The organism is Thermodesulfovibrionales bacterium, assembly GCA_035622735.1.
Classification (GTDB): domain Bacteria; phylum Nitrospirota; class Thermodesulfovibrionia; order Thermodesulfovibrionales; family UBA9159; genus DASPUT01.
Window position 1 is genome coordinate 34,169 of record DASPUT010000023.1, and the last position, 14,914, is coordinate 49,082.

General features: G+C 49.7%; 15 protein-coding genes. 6 read left to right on the plus strand and 9 right to left on the minus strand.

The annotated features are described in order from the left end of the window. Positions 1-8: 8 nt before the first annotated feature. From VEI96_01095 to VEI96_01105, 3 genes are all read right to left on the minus strand, one after another. Positions 9-461, minus strand: a complete 453-nt coding sequence (locus VEI96_01095) for a hypothetical protein (GenBank protein ID HXX56579.1) — start codon at positions 459-461, stop codon at positions 9-11. 139 nt (positions 462-600) lie between these two features. Further along, positions 601-1,563 (minus strand): signal peptide peptidase SppA, encoded by a 963-nt coding sequence (gene sppA / locus VEI96_01100; GenBank protein HXX56580.1) that lies wholly within the window; start codon positions 1,561-1,563, stop codon positions 601-603. A 125-nt stretch (positions 1,564-1,688) separates the two neighbouring features. Next, positions 1,689-2,861 (minus strand): PQQ-dependent sugar dehydrogenase, encoded by a 1,173-nt coding sequence (locus VEI96_01105; GenBank protein ID HXX56581.1) that lies wholly within the window; start codon positions 2,859-2,861, stop codon positions 1,689-1,691. Between the two features lie 255 nt (positions 2,862-3,116). On the opposite strand from VEI96_01105, the gene VEI96_01110 reads away from it, so the two are divergent. Continuing rightward, the gene (locus VEI96_01110; protein HXX56582.1) at positions 3,117-3,287 is read left to right on the plus strand and encodes a hypothetical protein; all 171 of its coding nucleotides are present in this window, start codon (positions 3,117-3,119) and stop codon (positions 3,285-3,287) included. Between the two features lie 253 nt (positions 3,288-3,540). Here the strand turns inward: VEI96_01110 and VEI96_01115 are convergent, their stop codons facing one another. From VEI96_01115 to VEI96_01125, 3 genes are all read right to left on the minus strand, one after another. Further along, positions 3,541-4,287: a lipid-binding SYLF domain-containing protein gene (locus VEI96_01115; protein ID HXX56583.1), complete on the minus strand. Its 747-nt coding sequence runs from the start codon at positions 4,285-4,287 to the stop codon at positions 3,541-3,543. Between the two features lie 430 nt (positions 4,288-4,717). Continuing rightward, positions 4,718-6,757, minus strand: a complete 2,040-nt coding sequence (locus tag VEI96_01120) for an ATP-binding protein (GenBank protein ID HXX56584.1) — start codon at positions 6,755-6,757, stop codon at positions 4,718-4,720. Beyond that, positions 6,754-8,100, minus strand: a complete 1,347-nt coding sequence (locus tag VEI96_01125; GenBank protein ID HXX56585.1) for a sigma 54-interacting transcriptional regulator — start codon at positions 8,098-8,100, stop codon at positions 6,754-6,756. The genes VEI96_01120 and VEI96_01125 overlap by 4 nt, the downstream gene beginning before the upstream one ends. Before the next feature lie 232 nt (positions 8,101-8,332). Here VEI96_01125 and VEI96_01130 point away from each other — a divergent pair, with 232 nt between their 5' ends. The 3 genes from VEI96_01130 to VEI96_01140 all read left to right on the plus strand — a co-directional run bounded on the left by VEI96_01130 (position 8,333) and on the right by VEI96_01140 (position 10,876). Then, positions 8,333-8,902 carry a universal stress protein gene (locus VEI96_01130; protein ID HXX56586.1) on the plus strand — a complete coding sequence of 190 codons (570 nt, stop codon included), beginning with the start codon at positions 8,333-8,335 and terminating at the stop codon, positions 8,900-8,902. Positions 8,903-8,938: 36 nt separating this feature from the next. Beyond that, positions 8,939-9,448 carry a universal stress protein gene (locus VEI96_01135; GenBank protein HXX56587.1) on the plus strand — a complete coding sequence of 170 codons (510 nt, stop codon included), beginning with the start codon at positions 8,939-8,941 and terminating at the stop codon, positions 9,446-9,448. A 333-nt stretch (positions 9,449-9,781) separates the two neighbouring features. Further along, positions 9,782-10,876: a YeeE/YedE family protein gene (locus VEI96_01140; GenBank protein HXX56588.1), complete on the plus strand. Its 1,095-nt coding sequence runs from the start codon at positions 9,782-9,784 to the stop codon at positions 10,874-10,876. 102 nt (positions 10,877-10,978) lie between these two features. On the opposite strand, the gene VEI96_01145 is transcribed toward VEI96_01140, so the two are convergent. Further along, positions 10,979-12,010, minus strand: a complete 1,032-nt coding sequence (locus tag VEI96_01145) for a hypothetical protein (protein HXX56589.1) — start codon at positions 12,008-12,010, stop codon at positions 10,979-10,981. Positions 12,011-12,289: 279 nt separating this feature from the next. Then, positions 12,290-13,024 (minus strand): RNA methyltransferase, encoded by a 735-nt coding sequence (locus VEI96_01150; GenBank protein ID HXX56590.1) that lies wholly within the window; start codon positions 13,022-13,024, stop codon positions 12,290-12,292. A gap of 369 nt (positions 13,025-13,393) precedes the next feature. Between VEI96_01150 and VEI96_01155 the strand changes: the two genes are divergently transcribed. Continuing rightward, positions 13,394-13,735 (plus strand): hypothetical protein, encoded by a 342-nt coding sequence (locus VEI96_01155; protein ID HXX56591.1) that lies wholly within the window; start codon positions 13,394-13,396, stop codon positions 13,733-13,735. Positions 13,736-13,785: 50 nt separating this feature from the next. On the opposite strand, the gene VEI96_01160 is transcribed toward VEI96_01155, so the two are convergent. Next, complete coding sequence (locus tag VEI96_01160; GenBank protein HXX56592.1) at positions 13,786-14,091, minus strand: hypothetical protein; 306 nt, start codon at positions 14,089-14,091, stop codon at positions 13,786-13,788. A 241-nt stretch (positions 14,092-14,332) separates the two neighbouring features. Between VEI96_01160 and VEI96_01165 the strand changes: the two genes are divergently transcribed. Next, positions 14,333-14,914: hypothetical protein (locus VEI96_01165; protein HXX56593.1), on the plus strand; the 582-nt coding region annotated here is incomplete at its 3' end.

Consider the following 14,914-nt stretch of genomic DNA (forward strand, 5'->3'; position numbering starts at 1 on the left):
AGGATTGCCTATGGTGCCTCTGCGGAGATTAATACGAGGTCCAGCGTTGCACCGGATGCGGACTTTTCAGGGTAGTGCTGTGTCACGAGCGTCTTGAATCCGGCTGCAGAGACGCGTACGTGAATGTGAGGGGGCCTGTCATTGTAATGACCAGGGTAGTCGCTCTCGAAGCGGAATGCTCCGGCATTGTCTGCATAGACCGTTGCCCGGTGATTGTCATCATACTTCCCGTCAGGTCCGGCAAGCCAGAATTCAATATTCGCGCCTCTGATCGGGGAGCAGTCCCTCGATGACCGGACGACACCGTTCAAGACGTATCCCCTTCCGACGCTCGATCGCACCGGGGCACCGGCCTTGTAAAAAGGTCCGAGCATATCGGGTTCCGTCGGCTTGCAGGTTTCTGCTTGGGCAAGCGAGAAGACCGCCGTGAGCAAGACGGGGAAGAAAAGGAAGATTTTCACAATATATCTCATACCATGTCTTAACAATACATCAGATTTTTTCTCTCACCAATACCGACGAACAGGGAAGTCCGGCCTCCTCCCAGAAAAAAACTATTTGAGGTTTTCATCGTATTTGTCTCCCAATTTCGTCCGGTGGTCATGGGTTCCACAGATACATGAATTGCGTCCCTGAAGGCACCGGGAAGTCCTCCGCATTTATGGAGATAAGGTTGACGACTTGCGGGCCGGACGGTGGCGTTTCGGAATATATCGTCGACTTGAAGGCCTTGGGGCGGACATAGGTTATGACCCTGGCATGTTCGATATTGAGCGCCGTCTTCATGCCGTTTATCGTTTCATCCAGATAAGCGACCTGGTCGATGAGTCTTGCATCGAAGGCCTCTCCCGCCGTGAATATGCGGCCGTCGGCAAGGACCCGCACCTCCTGTTCCGTCAGAAGTTTCTGCCTGTTCGCATAGACCACCTCGACGAAGCGGGCGTAAAGTTTATCGATGATGTCCTGAAACATCTTCTTCTCTTCAGCCGTGGTCGGGCGGAAAGGAGACCAGAAGTCCTTCTTGGCCCCCGATTTGAACGTCTCTTCGGAGACCCCTATCTTTGAGAGAAGCCCCTCTACATTGAACTTCATGGCAACAACACCTATGCTGCCTGTTATCGCGGTGGGACTCGCGACGATACGATCAGAAGCGGCTGCCACATAATAGCCCCCTGATGCGCCAAGCTCCATGATGAAAGCAGTTACGGGTATTTTTCTTCTCTCCCTGAAACTCATGATCTCATGATAGATCGTGTCGCTTGCGGAAACGGTACCACCGGGCGAATTGACCCTTACGATCACTCCTGCGATGTCAGGGTCCGCCTCTGCCTTGAGGAGCGCCTCCCTGAAAGAAGCGACTTTCGAGGGTCGCGTTCCATGGAGGAGACTATCCCTCTCCTCCTTAAAGGAGATCACGCCATCCAGATCCACCAGGAGTATTTTCTGTTTTCCGTCGCCTTCAAGCACCTTTTCATCGAGAGGTTTTGTCTCGGGCAGAAGCGACACCGCGCACCCCGAAAGGACCAAGAGGGAAAGGACAAAGAGAAGTGCATTTCTTTTCATCTCCGACTCCTTAACCGAGCGGCATCAAGAATAGAATAGATATATAAATTATAGCAGAGAAGAGGGCAGATCGTTATATTTCCCGTACCGTCGACGGCTAGGCGGTGCCGAGCGGCGATCGGAAGTCATTGCCGGGGAGGAACCCTGTTCGGAACGATGCGGTAAATCCTGTCGTCTCCCGGCAGCGGATGTCCCCTTCCGTCCCTGTTGTTTGTGAGAAAGTAGAGAGCTCCGTCAGGCCCTTCGACCACGTCCCGTAACCTTCCGTATTTCCCTTCATTGTAGTTACGGGCAAACCATCTCTCGATTCTTGCGGGTCTTTCCCCGTTCCCTTCGAATTGTATCCGTATGAGGGCCTGGCTCTTCAGCGTAGCAACAAAAAGGTTGCCCCTGAGAGAATTGAGGAGATGTCCTTTATAAAATGTTATGCCTGAAGGCGGGGTAGTCTTTTTCCAAACGATGATAGGGTCGAGATAGGGTTTCTTGCCCGGTGCGCCGATCACCTCCGGCCAGCCGTAATTTCCGCCTTTCACGATCACATTAATTTCGTCATTCGCAAAATGTCCGAATTCACCTGAGGGCCCGTGCTCTGATTCGAAGAGTCTTCCTGTGCCGGGTTGCCACGCGATGCCCTGTGGGTTCCTGTTGCCGTAAGAATAAACGGGAGAGTCTTTGAAGGGGTTATCGGCAGGGACTGCTCCTTCGGGAGTCACCCGCAATATCTTTCCGCCAAGGGAAGACAGGTCCTGAGAGAGGTCTGCCTGAAAGGTCTCGCCCGTCGTGATGTAGAGCATTCCGTCTGGACCGAAGGCTATCCTTCCCCCGTCGTGAAACCTGCCGCCCGGGATATTGTCGATCACGACCCTGTCGAATGTCCCCGTATCACCGTCGTCCTTGAGTCTTATGACCCTGTTGCAAAGCCTTCCATCTTTTTCATAGGTATGCATGGCATAGACATAGGGCTGTCGGGGGAATTCCGGATGGAGTGCGAGCCCCATGAGTCCCCCTTCGCCGATAGCGGCGACATTGAGCGTCGCATATGCCTTTTCCCGAACCTTGCCGTTCTTGATGAGCCTCACTGTCCCCGGCCTTTCGCTCACGAGCGCTTTCTCATCACTCAGAAAGACGAGGGACCACGGTACGTCGAGATCTTTAACCCACGTCTCGACGTTTACGCGATCTCCATTTATCAGGAAGACGTCCTCTATCTTTTGGGGTTTATCTCCCTCTATCTGAGAACATGAGCCGACAGTGGCGATAAGATGGAGAAAGGCTACGATTAGTAATATCCTCTTCATGCGGACTACCTTATCTCATCTTATCATACTCCACGACCGGTAACGATACCAGTTTCTTGAGGGCCCCGAACCCGTCATTTGTCGGCGTTAAGCCCCTGCGTTGTCACACTGACAGATGAGACCGTGGAAATGACATTCTTTATCCGTCTCCGTAATGGCGCTTCGATTGACAGCACCGTTAATGCCTGATAAACTTTTGTCACACCATGGAGAGGTTCGCCTCTATCGAAAAAAATGAGTTCTTGAGGAGGAATAATGGTAAAGAAAAAGACTGTGAAGAAAGTTCTGAAGAAAGCAGTGAAACAGGCTAAAGGAGTAGAAAAGAAGATAGTAAAGAAAGTCGTGAAGAAGGCAAAGGAGATCGAGAAAAAAGTCTCGAAGCGGATCTCGTCGACGGCAAAGACAGTCAGGAAGAAGGTTCTTTAATAAATACCAGAATCCACATGTCGGTTTTTTTTCTCGGATCCGCTGACTCTCCTCACGAGAGCGGCGACTACTAGCGTAGTTTGCGAACTTCATTCAAAAGATAACTTATTTCCGTATTGATTATTTCCGAGATATCTTCCAGAAAGTTACGCGATACCTTTCTTCTGGTAAAGACCGATGCTCTTTCTCATAGTGATGTCCCTTTTCATTTCTGAAAAAGGACATCATATGTGAACAGGCTGTTAACCGATGCTTACTGTTCAAATCGGACAGCAGCAAAACGAGAACACCCGCCTTTGACAGATATTGACTCTTTCTTTAAAGCGCTCAAAAGGCTTTGGGCTCCGTTGTTTTTGACATCATTTTTTACGACGATATCAGCTGGCCTCACATCCCTGCCGTAGTAGGCGCTGTTTAGACCGTCCCGGACAGCGACAACCGATCCTTCCAGGTTGAGTCCCGCATAGAGTCCCTTGGCCTTTGCAAAGGAGATGAAATCAGCCGTTACATTGGCCTTTGCGCCTGCACCTACCGGTCCAAGGGCAATAGAGGTGTCACCTCCAAGCTTCACCGACGATGACAGCAATGAATCAATGGCGCTCTTGCTCATCGCCATCATTATCACCTCTGCTGACTGGGCTCCTATCTGGAGGCCGAACGTGCCTGAACCGATCGTATAAAACGCTGGGTTCATCCAGCTGCAGCTCTTCTCATCCCTGACAACGAGAACTCCTGTACCGCCCGAACCGCCAAAGATAAACCCTGCCTTAAGAACCTGTGGAAATATCAGGAGTCCTCGCGCCCTCCCCAGGTTTTCGTGAAGCCATGTGTAGTTCTTATCATGCATAAAGTCATCAAAAGTCACCTTGGCTCTATCAACCACGGCCTGTGCATCACTCATATCCGATGCGACTGCCGGGGCAAGTCCCATTATCATTACGCCTGCCATAGCAACCAAGGCTACAAGCAAAGTTGTCATATATATTTTTTTGTCTTTCATATCAATTGTCCCCATTTCCTTACCACTCAACTGCCCGTGTTGCGAAGACTCCAAAAGGGAATACGAAAACTGCTCCCTCTCTTAACTATATGTTACATCTCAATTGACTATTTAGCAACGAAGCAACATACTGAAAATAATATGTTTTAAACAACTTAAGTAGGGGTCTTACCTCTCAAGTCCGCCGATTATTTCTCGGGTGTCAGATCGTGCAACTGGTCAGGATTTCTGCCTTGAAATCTGAACACCAGGTTGAGCGGGCCTGCAATAGAGACTGCCCTCCCAAGAATGAGTATCTGGATGGGATATCCTCTCGAAGCGGGAGGTAGACTATGTCATTAGTGTCGAATCGTCGCTGTTTCGGGCGAGGTTCAGTTGCAAGGACTCATTAATCCGCCCTTGCTCAATGAATCCCTGTCCAGCACCGCTATTACTTCCAGTTGTGGGGAACTCCTTTGTCTGCCTTCCTCAGCGGCAGCGTAATCACAAATCTGCAGCCTTTGCCGGGTTCGCTTTCCGCCATCATGGTTCCATTAAGCTTCCGAATAATGCGATAGCTGACCGCAAGACCGAGGCCTGTCCCCATTTCGTTTGCAGTCTGAAGCGGATCGAATATCCTGTTAAGAACCTCGGGGGTGATGCCGGGCCCGGTATCTTCGAAATCGACGACAACGTTATCATTATCCCTTCTGCTTCGTATGGTGAGAGTCCCCCCATGCGGCATTGCGTCAGAGGCATGCAGTATGACATTTACGAAAACCTGGCGGAGTTGGTTGCTGTCAGTGGCGATTTCCGGTATAGCGGGCGAGAGGTCCTTCATGATGGTGATGTCCTGCACTCGCTTATCATAATTCATGAGGGCAAGGGAATCCTCTATAAGGTTATTCACCCTTGCGGGCTTGAGTTCCAGCGGCGGCATCTTTGAAAAACTGGAAAGTTGCTTCAGGATGTCCGCGATTCTCTTCATGTGCGAATATATGGTCTCAATGGTCTCTCTCTTCAGCTCGTCATTTTCCATTTCCCTCAGCATCTGTACAAAACCGAAAACTGATGTCAAAGGATTTCCTATTTCCTGAGCTATGCCGGAAGTCAGTCGTTCGAGAGCTGACAGCTTCTCGGAGTGAATCAATTGCTCTTCGCTCCTTCTCATCTCTGTCACATCCTGTAGCAGCTTGATATACCCCTCTATTGAGCCGTCCTCGGCCTTAACAGGAGCTGTGGTCATCTGATAATATCTGTCGCTTCTTCCAAAAAGATTCGATATGATTTCCGTCTGTAATCCATGCTCTTCATAGGAGCTGACGACGGTGTAGTCGGAACAAATTTCCTCGCAGGACTTTCCTGAAATATCCCTGCCCGCAATATCCTTCATGGTCTGGTTTATCCATTGTATCTTGCCCCGGGCGTCGAGGAGGAGAAGGCCGCTTCCCAGGGCGCTTACGACGGTATGGAGCTTTTCTTTCTCCGTCGAGAGTTCTTTTGTTCTCAGATCGACTTTATGCTCCAGTTCTTCAGCCTTTGCTTTTTTCCGGAAAAAGACGATGAGAATTACGGACGTGAACCCCATGGTGAGGACGATGAACATAACAAACAGCGAATAAACCTTCATCGATTTCCCTATGAGCATGGTGACCTCGGTATAGGGAGCCGACACGGCGACAATCCACTTTGCACTTCCGACAGATAAGGTGGAAAAGGCGAGAATCTTGTCTTCACCTGATGGTGCCACGTACCTTCCATGGAAGTCTCCGCTCCCCTCGATGATCTTCTTTTCCGCATCAAAAGACTTGTGGCAGGTAAAACACGAAGAATCGGTTTGGTAGAGATTCTTGCCCATCATATCCGCCTGAGTCGGATGGTAAATGAGACCCCCCTTATTATCCATCATCCATGCATATCCCCGCGAGCCTGATTTTATCGGGCTGAGGAACATCGTGGCGATATCCTGCAAGTCGATGAAGACCATGAGCGCACCGGTGAGGGAGCCGGAACGACATACGGGCGCGGTGAGACGCAGCCTCTTTGAACCTTGCTCAATCGCTATTTCATCCTGGCAACCGCTTTGCACCGCTTTTGCGAAATACTTGTCGTCCAATTCCTGAATCGCCATGGTCCCCCGGGTAAAGCGTATCTTCCCTTCACTATCCAGGAACACGACCCGCCTTTTTATGTCACCGATATGCCTGCAAACGGCGTCAGTAAGCAAGCGAAAATCGGCTTCCTTGGGTACATTCATCACCGCCGCGAACTGCGCGACATGAAGTATATCCTCTTTTATCACGCTCAGATAGCTCTCAATGCGTAATGCTTCCGTTTTTGCGAGGAGGAGTTGCTGGTGGTTGAACTGTTCGGCCATTTCCATTTTAAGCGACCGCTGAAAATGGATATTCAGGGTCAAAAGTGCCAGAATAATAGCAGCAAATATCCCCACGATAAAACCATACTCTCTTAGCGCATGTCTCACATTCATTGCTCCATCCCCAGCGTCTTCAGTTTCTTCCAGAGCGTAACCCTGCTGATACCGAGATTTTTTGCCGCAAGGGTCTTATTGCCCTTATAGAGCGCAAGGGTTGCGCGGATTTTTTCAGGATCAATGCGGGTTTCGCCCCCATCTGCTTTCTTCTCATAGACAAGATAGTCCGGCAGGTCCGAAACTTGAATCGTATCAGTTTTACACGTAACGACGCTATGCTCCAAGGCATTGATGAGTCTGCGCACGTTCCCCGGCCACGGGAAATTTATTAAGATTTCCATGGCCGGAGGGCTGATGCTCGTGATCTCCTTGTTGTTTATCGAAGATATCTTTTTCAGGTAGTGGAAGGCAATGAGAGGGATATCTTCACTTCTTTCTCTCAACGAAGGCACCTTGATGGTAATGGAATTTATCCGATAAAGAAGATCTTCCCTGAACGTCCCCGATTGTATCAGGCTGGTCAAGTCTTTGTTCGTGGCCGATATGAGCCTGATGTTAACGGGGATTGGCTTATGGTCGCCCACTCGCTCCACCACTTTCTCTTCAAGAACCCGCAGGAGCTTTACCTGCATTGACATAGGCATGTCACCGATTTCATCAAGGAAAACGCTCCCGTCATGCGCTGCCTCGAATCTTCCCGTCCGGTCACTCACCGCTCCGGTGAAAGCTCCCTTCTTATGGCCGAAGAGCTCGCTTTCGAGGAGCTGTTCATTCAGTGCAGCACAGTTCATCTGCATGAAGGGCCCGTCCTTCCGTCTGCTCAGCTTGTGCAATGCACGAGCAACAAGGTTTTTCCCCGCCCCGCTCTCTCCGTATATCAGAACAGGGGCCTCGCTCATAGCGGCATTCCGAATATGTTCATATAATCTTTGCATGGGCACACTCTTACCCAGGAGTCCCATGAACCAGTATTCCTGTCTGAGCTCCTGCTTGAGGCCCTGCAGCTCCATCTCCTTTTTGTAAAGAGACGTTATATCCGTCATTGACTCGACCGTCCCTATGATCTCGCCATCCTCGTCTCTCAGCGTGACGACATTCTTCAAAAGGTGCACCCACCGACCATCCCCTGACCTTATCCGGCACTCCATGTTGTAGGCGACTCCGAATTCTTTGAGTTGTGTGTCCGTCTCACCTCCCGTTTTCTTCGGTTCCACTTCACAATGCAATATAGAAGTCTTTCCCCCTATGACGTCTTCTTTTCGATAACCGGTTATTTCTTCAGCTGCACGATTGAATAATACGATATTACCTTCATTATCTACTACCATGAGACCGTCTCTCAAGGTCTCAAAGACTTCAGGCAAAAATTGAGGGTTCTTCATTAATTTATCTAACATCATTGTTTAGGCAGTCCTAATATTACTCGCGCGGTGTTAACACCGTTAAAGTCTGATAATCATAATGTTAACGGATTAACGCTTATTTTTTCAATAAGATAATGGCACGTTTATGGCAACTTATTGATATAACAAGATAAATCAATTTATCAGAAATATGGCATGCGATTTGCTTGTTAATGTTAACGTAACGAGTTGCATGTAAGAAAAGTGAAATGAAGAAGAAGGAGGAAAAATGAAAAAGGTTTTAATAGCAGTGGACGGTACCAAAGCCTCGACTGCTGTGTTGTCAACTTTCTACAACTTAGTAAAGAAGCCCGAACACGTCATTTTGCTTCATGTCCAAAAGCTGCAGGGAAGGTCGTTGATGTTAGACATGCTAGGCGATGCTGAAATGTCTACCTTGAAAGAGTCTGTGGACGGTACGGAACACAAGGAAGCCCTTGACCTAAAGGCCGCTAAGATCCTGAATTACTATAAAGGCGAATTGGAGGATAGCGGCACAGCCAGCGTTACGACAAAAATACGGGCCGGCCATCCCGGCGATGAGATACTGAAGGTTGCGTCCGAAGAGAACGTTGACCTCATTCTCCTTGGTAATAGCGGGAGGAGTGGGCTTAACAGGGTCATTTCCGGCTCTGTAGCCCGTGAAGTACAGAAACAGACAAAAGTCCCGGTGCTCGTGGCAAAGAGACCGTCGACTTGCGAAGAACCATATAGTTGGAGGGATGCTTTCGCTTCCGTTTCTGTTACAGGCGCAATTGTTCTCGGCTTGTTTCTCTTGGGAACGTTTGTCGGAAGATAGCGATAATTCTATTTGTTGATAAGAAAAGGAGGAGATATGAAAAAGGTATTGATAGTGGTAGACGACACAAAGGGTTCAAAGGCAGTATTGTCGGTTTTCAAGAATTTGGTTCGGCCGCCTGAAGAGGTGTTGCTCCTTCATGTTCAGCGGCTGCAAGGGAAGTCGCTAATGATTGATATGCTCGGAGATGCCGAGCTCTCAACGCTGCGAGAGTCTCTCAAGGGCACCGAGTACAAGGAGAAGCTTGACAGGGAATCGGAGAAGATCCTCAAGTATTATAAGAAGGAATTTGAGGATGGTGGGTTAATCAGCGTAAAGACTTTGATCAGGGACGGCATCGCGGCCGACGAGATTCTGAAAGTTGCCGAGGAAGAGAAGGTTGATCTCGTTATAACCGGCGCGAATGGAAATAAGGGAATGTTGAGGCTTATCGCGGGGTCCCTGCCCAGCGAAGTGGAAAGAAGATCCAAGGTCCCGGTTCTTATCGGCAAAGAAGAGGGCTCGACCGAGGTCTATGGTCTGGAGGGAGCTGCAGCAAAGATATAGATAGTCGGGATAGTTTAGATGTCAATGCATTGCGCGATTGAAACGTCGCTGATAACGGTCAGTGGCGTTTCAATCGCTTACAATTGTCTCATCAGTTGCCTCATGTTCCGACAATTTCGTTGACAATTTGATGGTAAAGACGTTACTATTCGAAGACTAATTCATGAATGCTTATAATTCACGAATGCTTACGAAACAATGTTAACACCATCATTAACAAGCTGTTAATTCGTTGCAAAGGGGAGGAAAAGAAGACCGTGGAGAGATTTTCGGCATTTCCATTTCGGGAAGACTGTACGAATATTTTTTGGATGATGATCGGGAGGGATACGTATGCCATTCGGTAGTGGTATTTCGGCCTTGACAGCCATAATTCTTGGGACTGCGCTTGGATTTATTCTGCAGAGAGGGCGTTTCTGCCTCAATTCAGCATTCAGGGACATCATATTCATTCAGGACCTCACATTCTTTAGGGCATATCTGCTTTGCATTGCCGTCGCGATCGTAGGCACGAACGTTCTGGAAAGCGCCGGGCTCATATTCACGTACGACCAGGCAGCGGGGCATTTTGTTTCGACTCAACTGATGCGTCAGAATTTCGTTCCTATCGCCAATATCCTCGGCGGGTTCCTCTTTGGTCTCGGAATAGTTCTTGCCGGCGGATGTGCAAGCGGCATTGTCTACAGGTTAGGAGAGGGCCAGATCGGGGCATTCATCGCTATCGTCGGGTTCTTCCTCGGTATCGGTATGACAACGGACGGAATGCTCCGTCCCGTCCGTGACTACCTGAAAAGCTTCAAAGTTGAGGTCTTTGGGGTGACTAACCCAGCCATCTGGGATCTCTTCGGAGGAGGCACGGTAGCAAAATGGGGCACAATCGCAGTTTTTACTATAGTAATACTTGCATTTGTCTTTAAGGGAAAGCCCTCCTTCGGCAAGTCCGGCAAGGGCTATGCATGGGGACTGACCGGTATTCTTGTAGGGTTGTTGACCATACTCGCATGGGAGGTTTCTTCTGTCTTCGGGGGCACCCCGAGAGGTCTTGCCATAACCACCCCCTTGCGAGAGTTATTCTATTCGATGCTGACCAACAGTACAAATTCTCAATTCCGGGAATTCAGTTTCATCGGGATCTTTACGGGTACATGGGGCGTATTCTTTATTCTTGCCGTTCCTCTCGGCGCTTGGCTCAGTGCCAGGGGCCTCGAGGAGTTCAAGTGGAAGACGCCGCCTGCAAAGGAGATAATTACTGTCTTTTTTGGGAGTATCCTTATGGGCATAGGCGCGGTCATCGCCGGAGGCTGCAACCTCGGGCATGGTGTTACGGGAATGTCCACCATGTCGCTTGCCAGTTTGGTGGCGATTATTGCGATCATGCTTGGCAATTGGGTAATGGTCTATTTCAAGTTCATCAGGGCGACGGAATAAATTTAATACCGTGACGGGATCAAGGGGGCTACCTTCGTGATAAGAAGGTAGCCCTTTTTTGTTAATGAAATCGATATGATACTGCTGCATTCAATAAAGGGATTAGCTGCGGGAGGATGTGAGACTGTTGTCAAGATGCTCAAGCCTTGCCCCGAAAACAGGGACCTTAAAGACTGCAGAAAGACAGTGATCGTCGCCGGCGCCATCTGCTTTCAGTATCCAATGAATTCTCCTGTCGCGTGATACCGTGTCGGTCTCCTCTGTGTTCTCCGGAATATTGAAGGAGACCGGGAATGAAATTCCGCAGGGTCCCATTCGAATGTCGTCGATCTGGACTTTCTTTTTCGACTCCCAAAGAACCGTTTCCGCTATGCTATGGATGGATTTCCGAAAGGAGATGTCCATTTCAACGCATGAGAGCTTCAGATCGAATCCGCTGCAGGGGACACGTCTGCACCTCGTCTGGATTTCGCCCTCAAGCCTTCCTCCAATGACTCCCGGGAAGGTAGACATCACAAAGGAAGATCGCTTGAATTTCCTCCACTTGTTCGTGGAGCTCACGGCAAACCTGACCGAAAAAAAAACTCCCATGCCAAGAACATAGAGAATGACAAGACCGTCCATCCGGTTTTCTTGGAAACGTTTGAGAATCCCCTCCGTATTCAAGAAAAAGCCCAGTGCTATTCCAGTGATGATAATTGCTGCGGTAAGATAACTGAAGATAATCTCGGCCTTGTCGGAATATTCGATCCTGTTGCTCCGCCACCGCTTGCTCCACCTCCAAGGGGAATCGGGATAGCGCTGCCTGAGTTTCTTCGTCTGGATCTGTTCCATCTGTCTTTTGATAGACAACTCATAGAGCAGGTTACCGCCGGCGCCGACCAAGACGATGGAAAGAAAGAGAGCCAGGGTGACCAGCGTCCTAGATTCAGTCCTGCCGATGAGGAAGTCACTTAAGACTGTCCAGATGACGACGCCGGCAAGGACTATTCCGCCGCCAAGGATAAACCACTTAAACAGTCTGGCATGGAAGGCTCGCGTTTGCTCCTTGCGAATCCATAGAGGGGAGAGGGCCCCTCCAAACAGAAGGAACAAAAGAAAACTCAAGATGAAGACCCAAAATACGTGGAGCACGGCAAACGTCCCTTTCAGTCACTCAGAGAGTCAGGTCTCTTTCGAGTCCTTTTCGCTCTTCACCCGACAATCCTGCTTTTCGATAGATATCTTCGCGCCTTTCGCGGTGCAGTATGCCAGAATAAAAGGAGACAATATTCTTCATTATAACAAACGCCGCGTCATTCTGGTATTCCAGCTTCAGGCGTGTCTTCCTGAACGTATGTGTTCGGTGATCCCCCAGAGCGCAGCGCGCCTTTCTGTTCCTGCCTTTCTTGAGCCGGATTCGATCTGCCCAATCTACGACCCGATGTTCTTTCTCGCACTTTTTTCTATCTGCGAGATGATACCGTGGAGCATGCGCGCCTCCCGTTCCGTGATCGCAATCCTTGCGATGAGGCGTTTCAGGTCTGTCATGATTCCTTCCTCATCATCTCTGATGCCTTTCGGCGCATAACCGATCATTGTCATGACCCTCCGCAGTCTCCGAAAGAGGTTCGAGAGTTCTTTATTACTGATAATGGAGGGCGGCGAGACGTGGGCGTAACCTGAGCAAAAAAGTTCGTAGGCTACGATGAGCACAGCCTGCGCAAGATTGAATGATGGGTTTTCAGGTGCGGTAGGGATTCTGATCATGAACGAACAGGCAGCGGTTTCCTCGTTCGTCAGCCCTCTGTCTTCTCTTCCGAAGAGCAGGGCGATGCGGTTAGTTTCCGAAAGGTGCCTGATCCTGTCAGCCGCATCCCTGACAGGATAGACGATGCCTCGCTTCTTGCCAACCCTCCTTGTCGTGCCGATGATCACGGTCTTGTCTTTCATTGCATGCTCCAGTTCGGCATAAACCTTGGACTTAGAGAGAATATCTTCAGCACCGTGGGCGAACCACCCGGCTTTGTCAGAGGGGAATTCCGCAGGGCGAACAAGTTCGAGTCTTGAGAATCCGAGGTTCTTCAGCGCCCGCGCTGAGGCACCGATATTCCCGGACTGGATCGTTTCGATGAGGATGAAAGAGACATTGTCTTTCCATCTGTTCATGGGAATAAGCATAAAAGAAGCAGGAGCGGAAGCGCAACCTCGGATGATAGAAAAAAGGCGCCTGGCTATCCTACATGGGAATCTTAGGCGTGGAAGGGTGTAGAATATATTCCATGGACAAGAAGGTTGAGCAAAAGAATCCCTGCCCCGACTGCACCTTTTGTCAGTATTGCTGCGATTCTCGTTGCTCCATGTGTCGCTCTCCACGCCCTCAGAAGAAGTCCGGGGAGAAAAAGCCGAAGATTCATAAGCCGCTCTTTCTTAAATATTGATGAGGCTTGTCACCGTTACCCTCCGAGTTGTCATCGTCCTGAAAATGAGAACCGAATCCCCTTCTCCATGAATATCCTTCCCATGTTACAATGAACCGTGTCCGACGAAAAATCGAGATTGGTCTACTCAACGGAACGAGCGGTCCCGCGAAAACAGCAGACCGCCGAAGAGGTCCCCTGGACGAGTTTGCCGCCCGCGCAACAGAAGGTAACGATCCGGCTTGACCGCAAGGGCAGAGGGGGGAAGGTCGTGACTGTTATCGCTGGCCTGCAGATGGAGCAGAAAGACCGGGAGATACTCCTGAGGCGATTGAAGACGGATCTCGGCACGGGCGGTACGGTTAAGGATGCTTCTCTCGAAATACAGGGGGACCATCGCGACGCGCTCATGAGGATGCTCGAAAAGATCGGATGCAGAGCGAAACGCTCCGGCGGGTGAAGGATAGCGCTTTCCTTCTCGTAAGCGCAGCGGTTAGGGCAGGGACCCGATCATTTCCGGGAAGTATCTCTTATCCCGATTTCTTTTCCAACCTCTCGTAACAACTTCTCCTGGTGCTTCAGTATGTTCATGCAAGATGTGGAACCTTCGCAGGCATTTATGAATTCGCTTAAGGTCTTGTATTTCGCCGTCATCCCCTCCCTGTTCATGACAACCTTTCCATTCAGAACCGTTTCTCCGTCATGGCAGGCCTCGCAGTGTCTTTCCCAGGAACTCAGAGGCTGATTTTTGGAACAGTTCGACACGACGAAGAAAAGAAATACGATAGCTACAATCTTTGTCGGCAGAGCCCTCATCGTTCTCCTCTCGGTCAGTATAGCAGATTTTCTTCCTGCTGATAACCACACTTCGGAAAGGACATTCCTCAACGATAGGGAAGCAGCTCAAGAAATGCTCGAGCTATTCGAAATCCAAGAGAAATGCACGATGGGCCGAATCGCGCGTCCTTCACAAGGCTATTTGGGCGTAGTGCCACTATCTTCTCTTTCGTGGCATGTGGTACAGTCCTTGGAAAAGGAAGTCGGACAGGAGGTATTCATGAGCGATCGACTCAGTGAGATTCTCGATGAGATACGGGAACTCGAAAAGAGCATTCAGGTGGAAATGAGGCGGAGGGAGGAAGAGTTACGGTACAGCGTCAGAAAAGGTAAGGTCATATTCGAAAAGGAGATTCTTGAGCTCCATAGGAAGATTGCGAGTTCATGGTTTCTTTACATCATCAGGGCCTCTTATCCAAACGTCCTATCAGCGCCCGTAATATACACGATGATAATCCCGGCGCTTCTCCTGGATCTCTGTCTCTGGATCTATCAGTCCATCTGTTTCCCGATCTACGGAATCCCCAAGGTCAGACGGAGAGATCATATCATCCTTGACCGGCATTACCTAAAATACCTGAACTTCATCGAAAGACTGAACTGCGACTATTGCAGCTATTTCAACGGCCTTGCTTCATATGCCACGGAAATTGCTGGACGTACGGAACAGTACTGGTGCCCGATCAAGCATGCCTCGGGAAAGGCCCGCCGCCATTCACGCTACCATCTCTTCCTTGATTACGGCGATGCTGAGGCCTATAGGAAGAGACTGACGGAAATTCGCAAGAAGTACGATGACCTT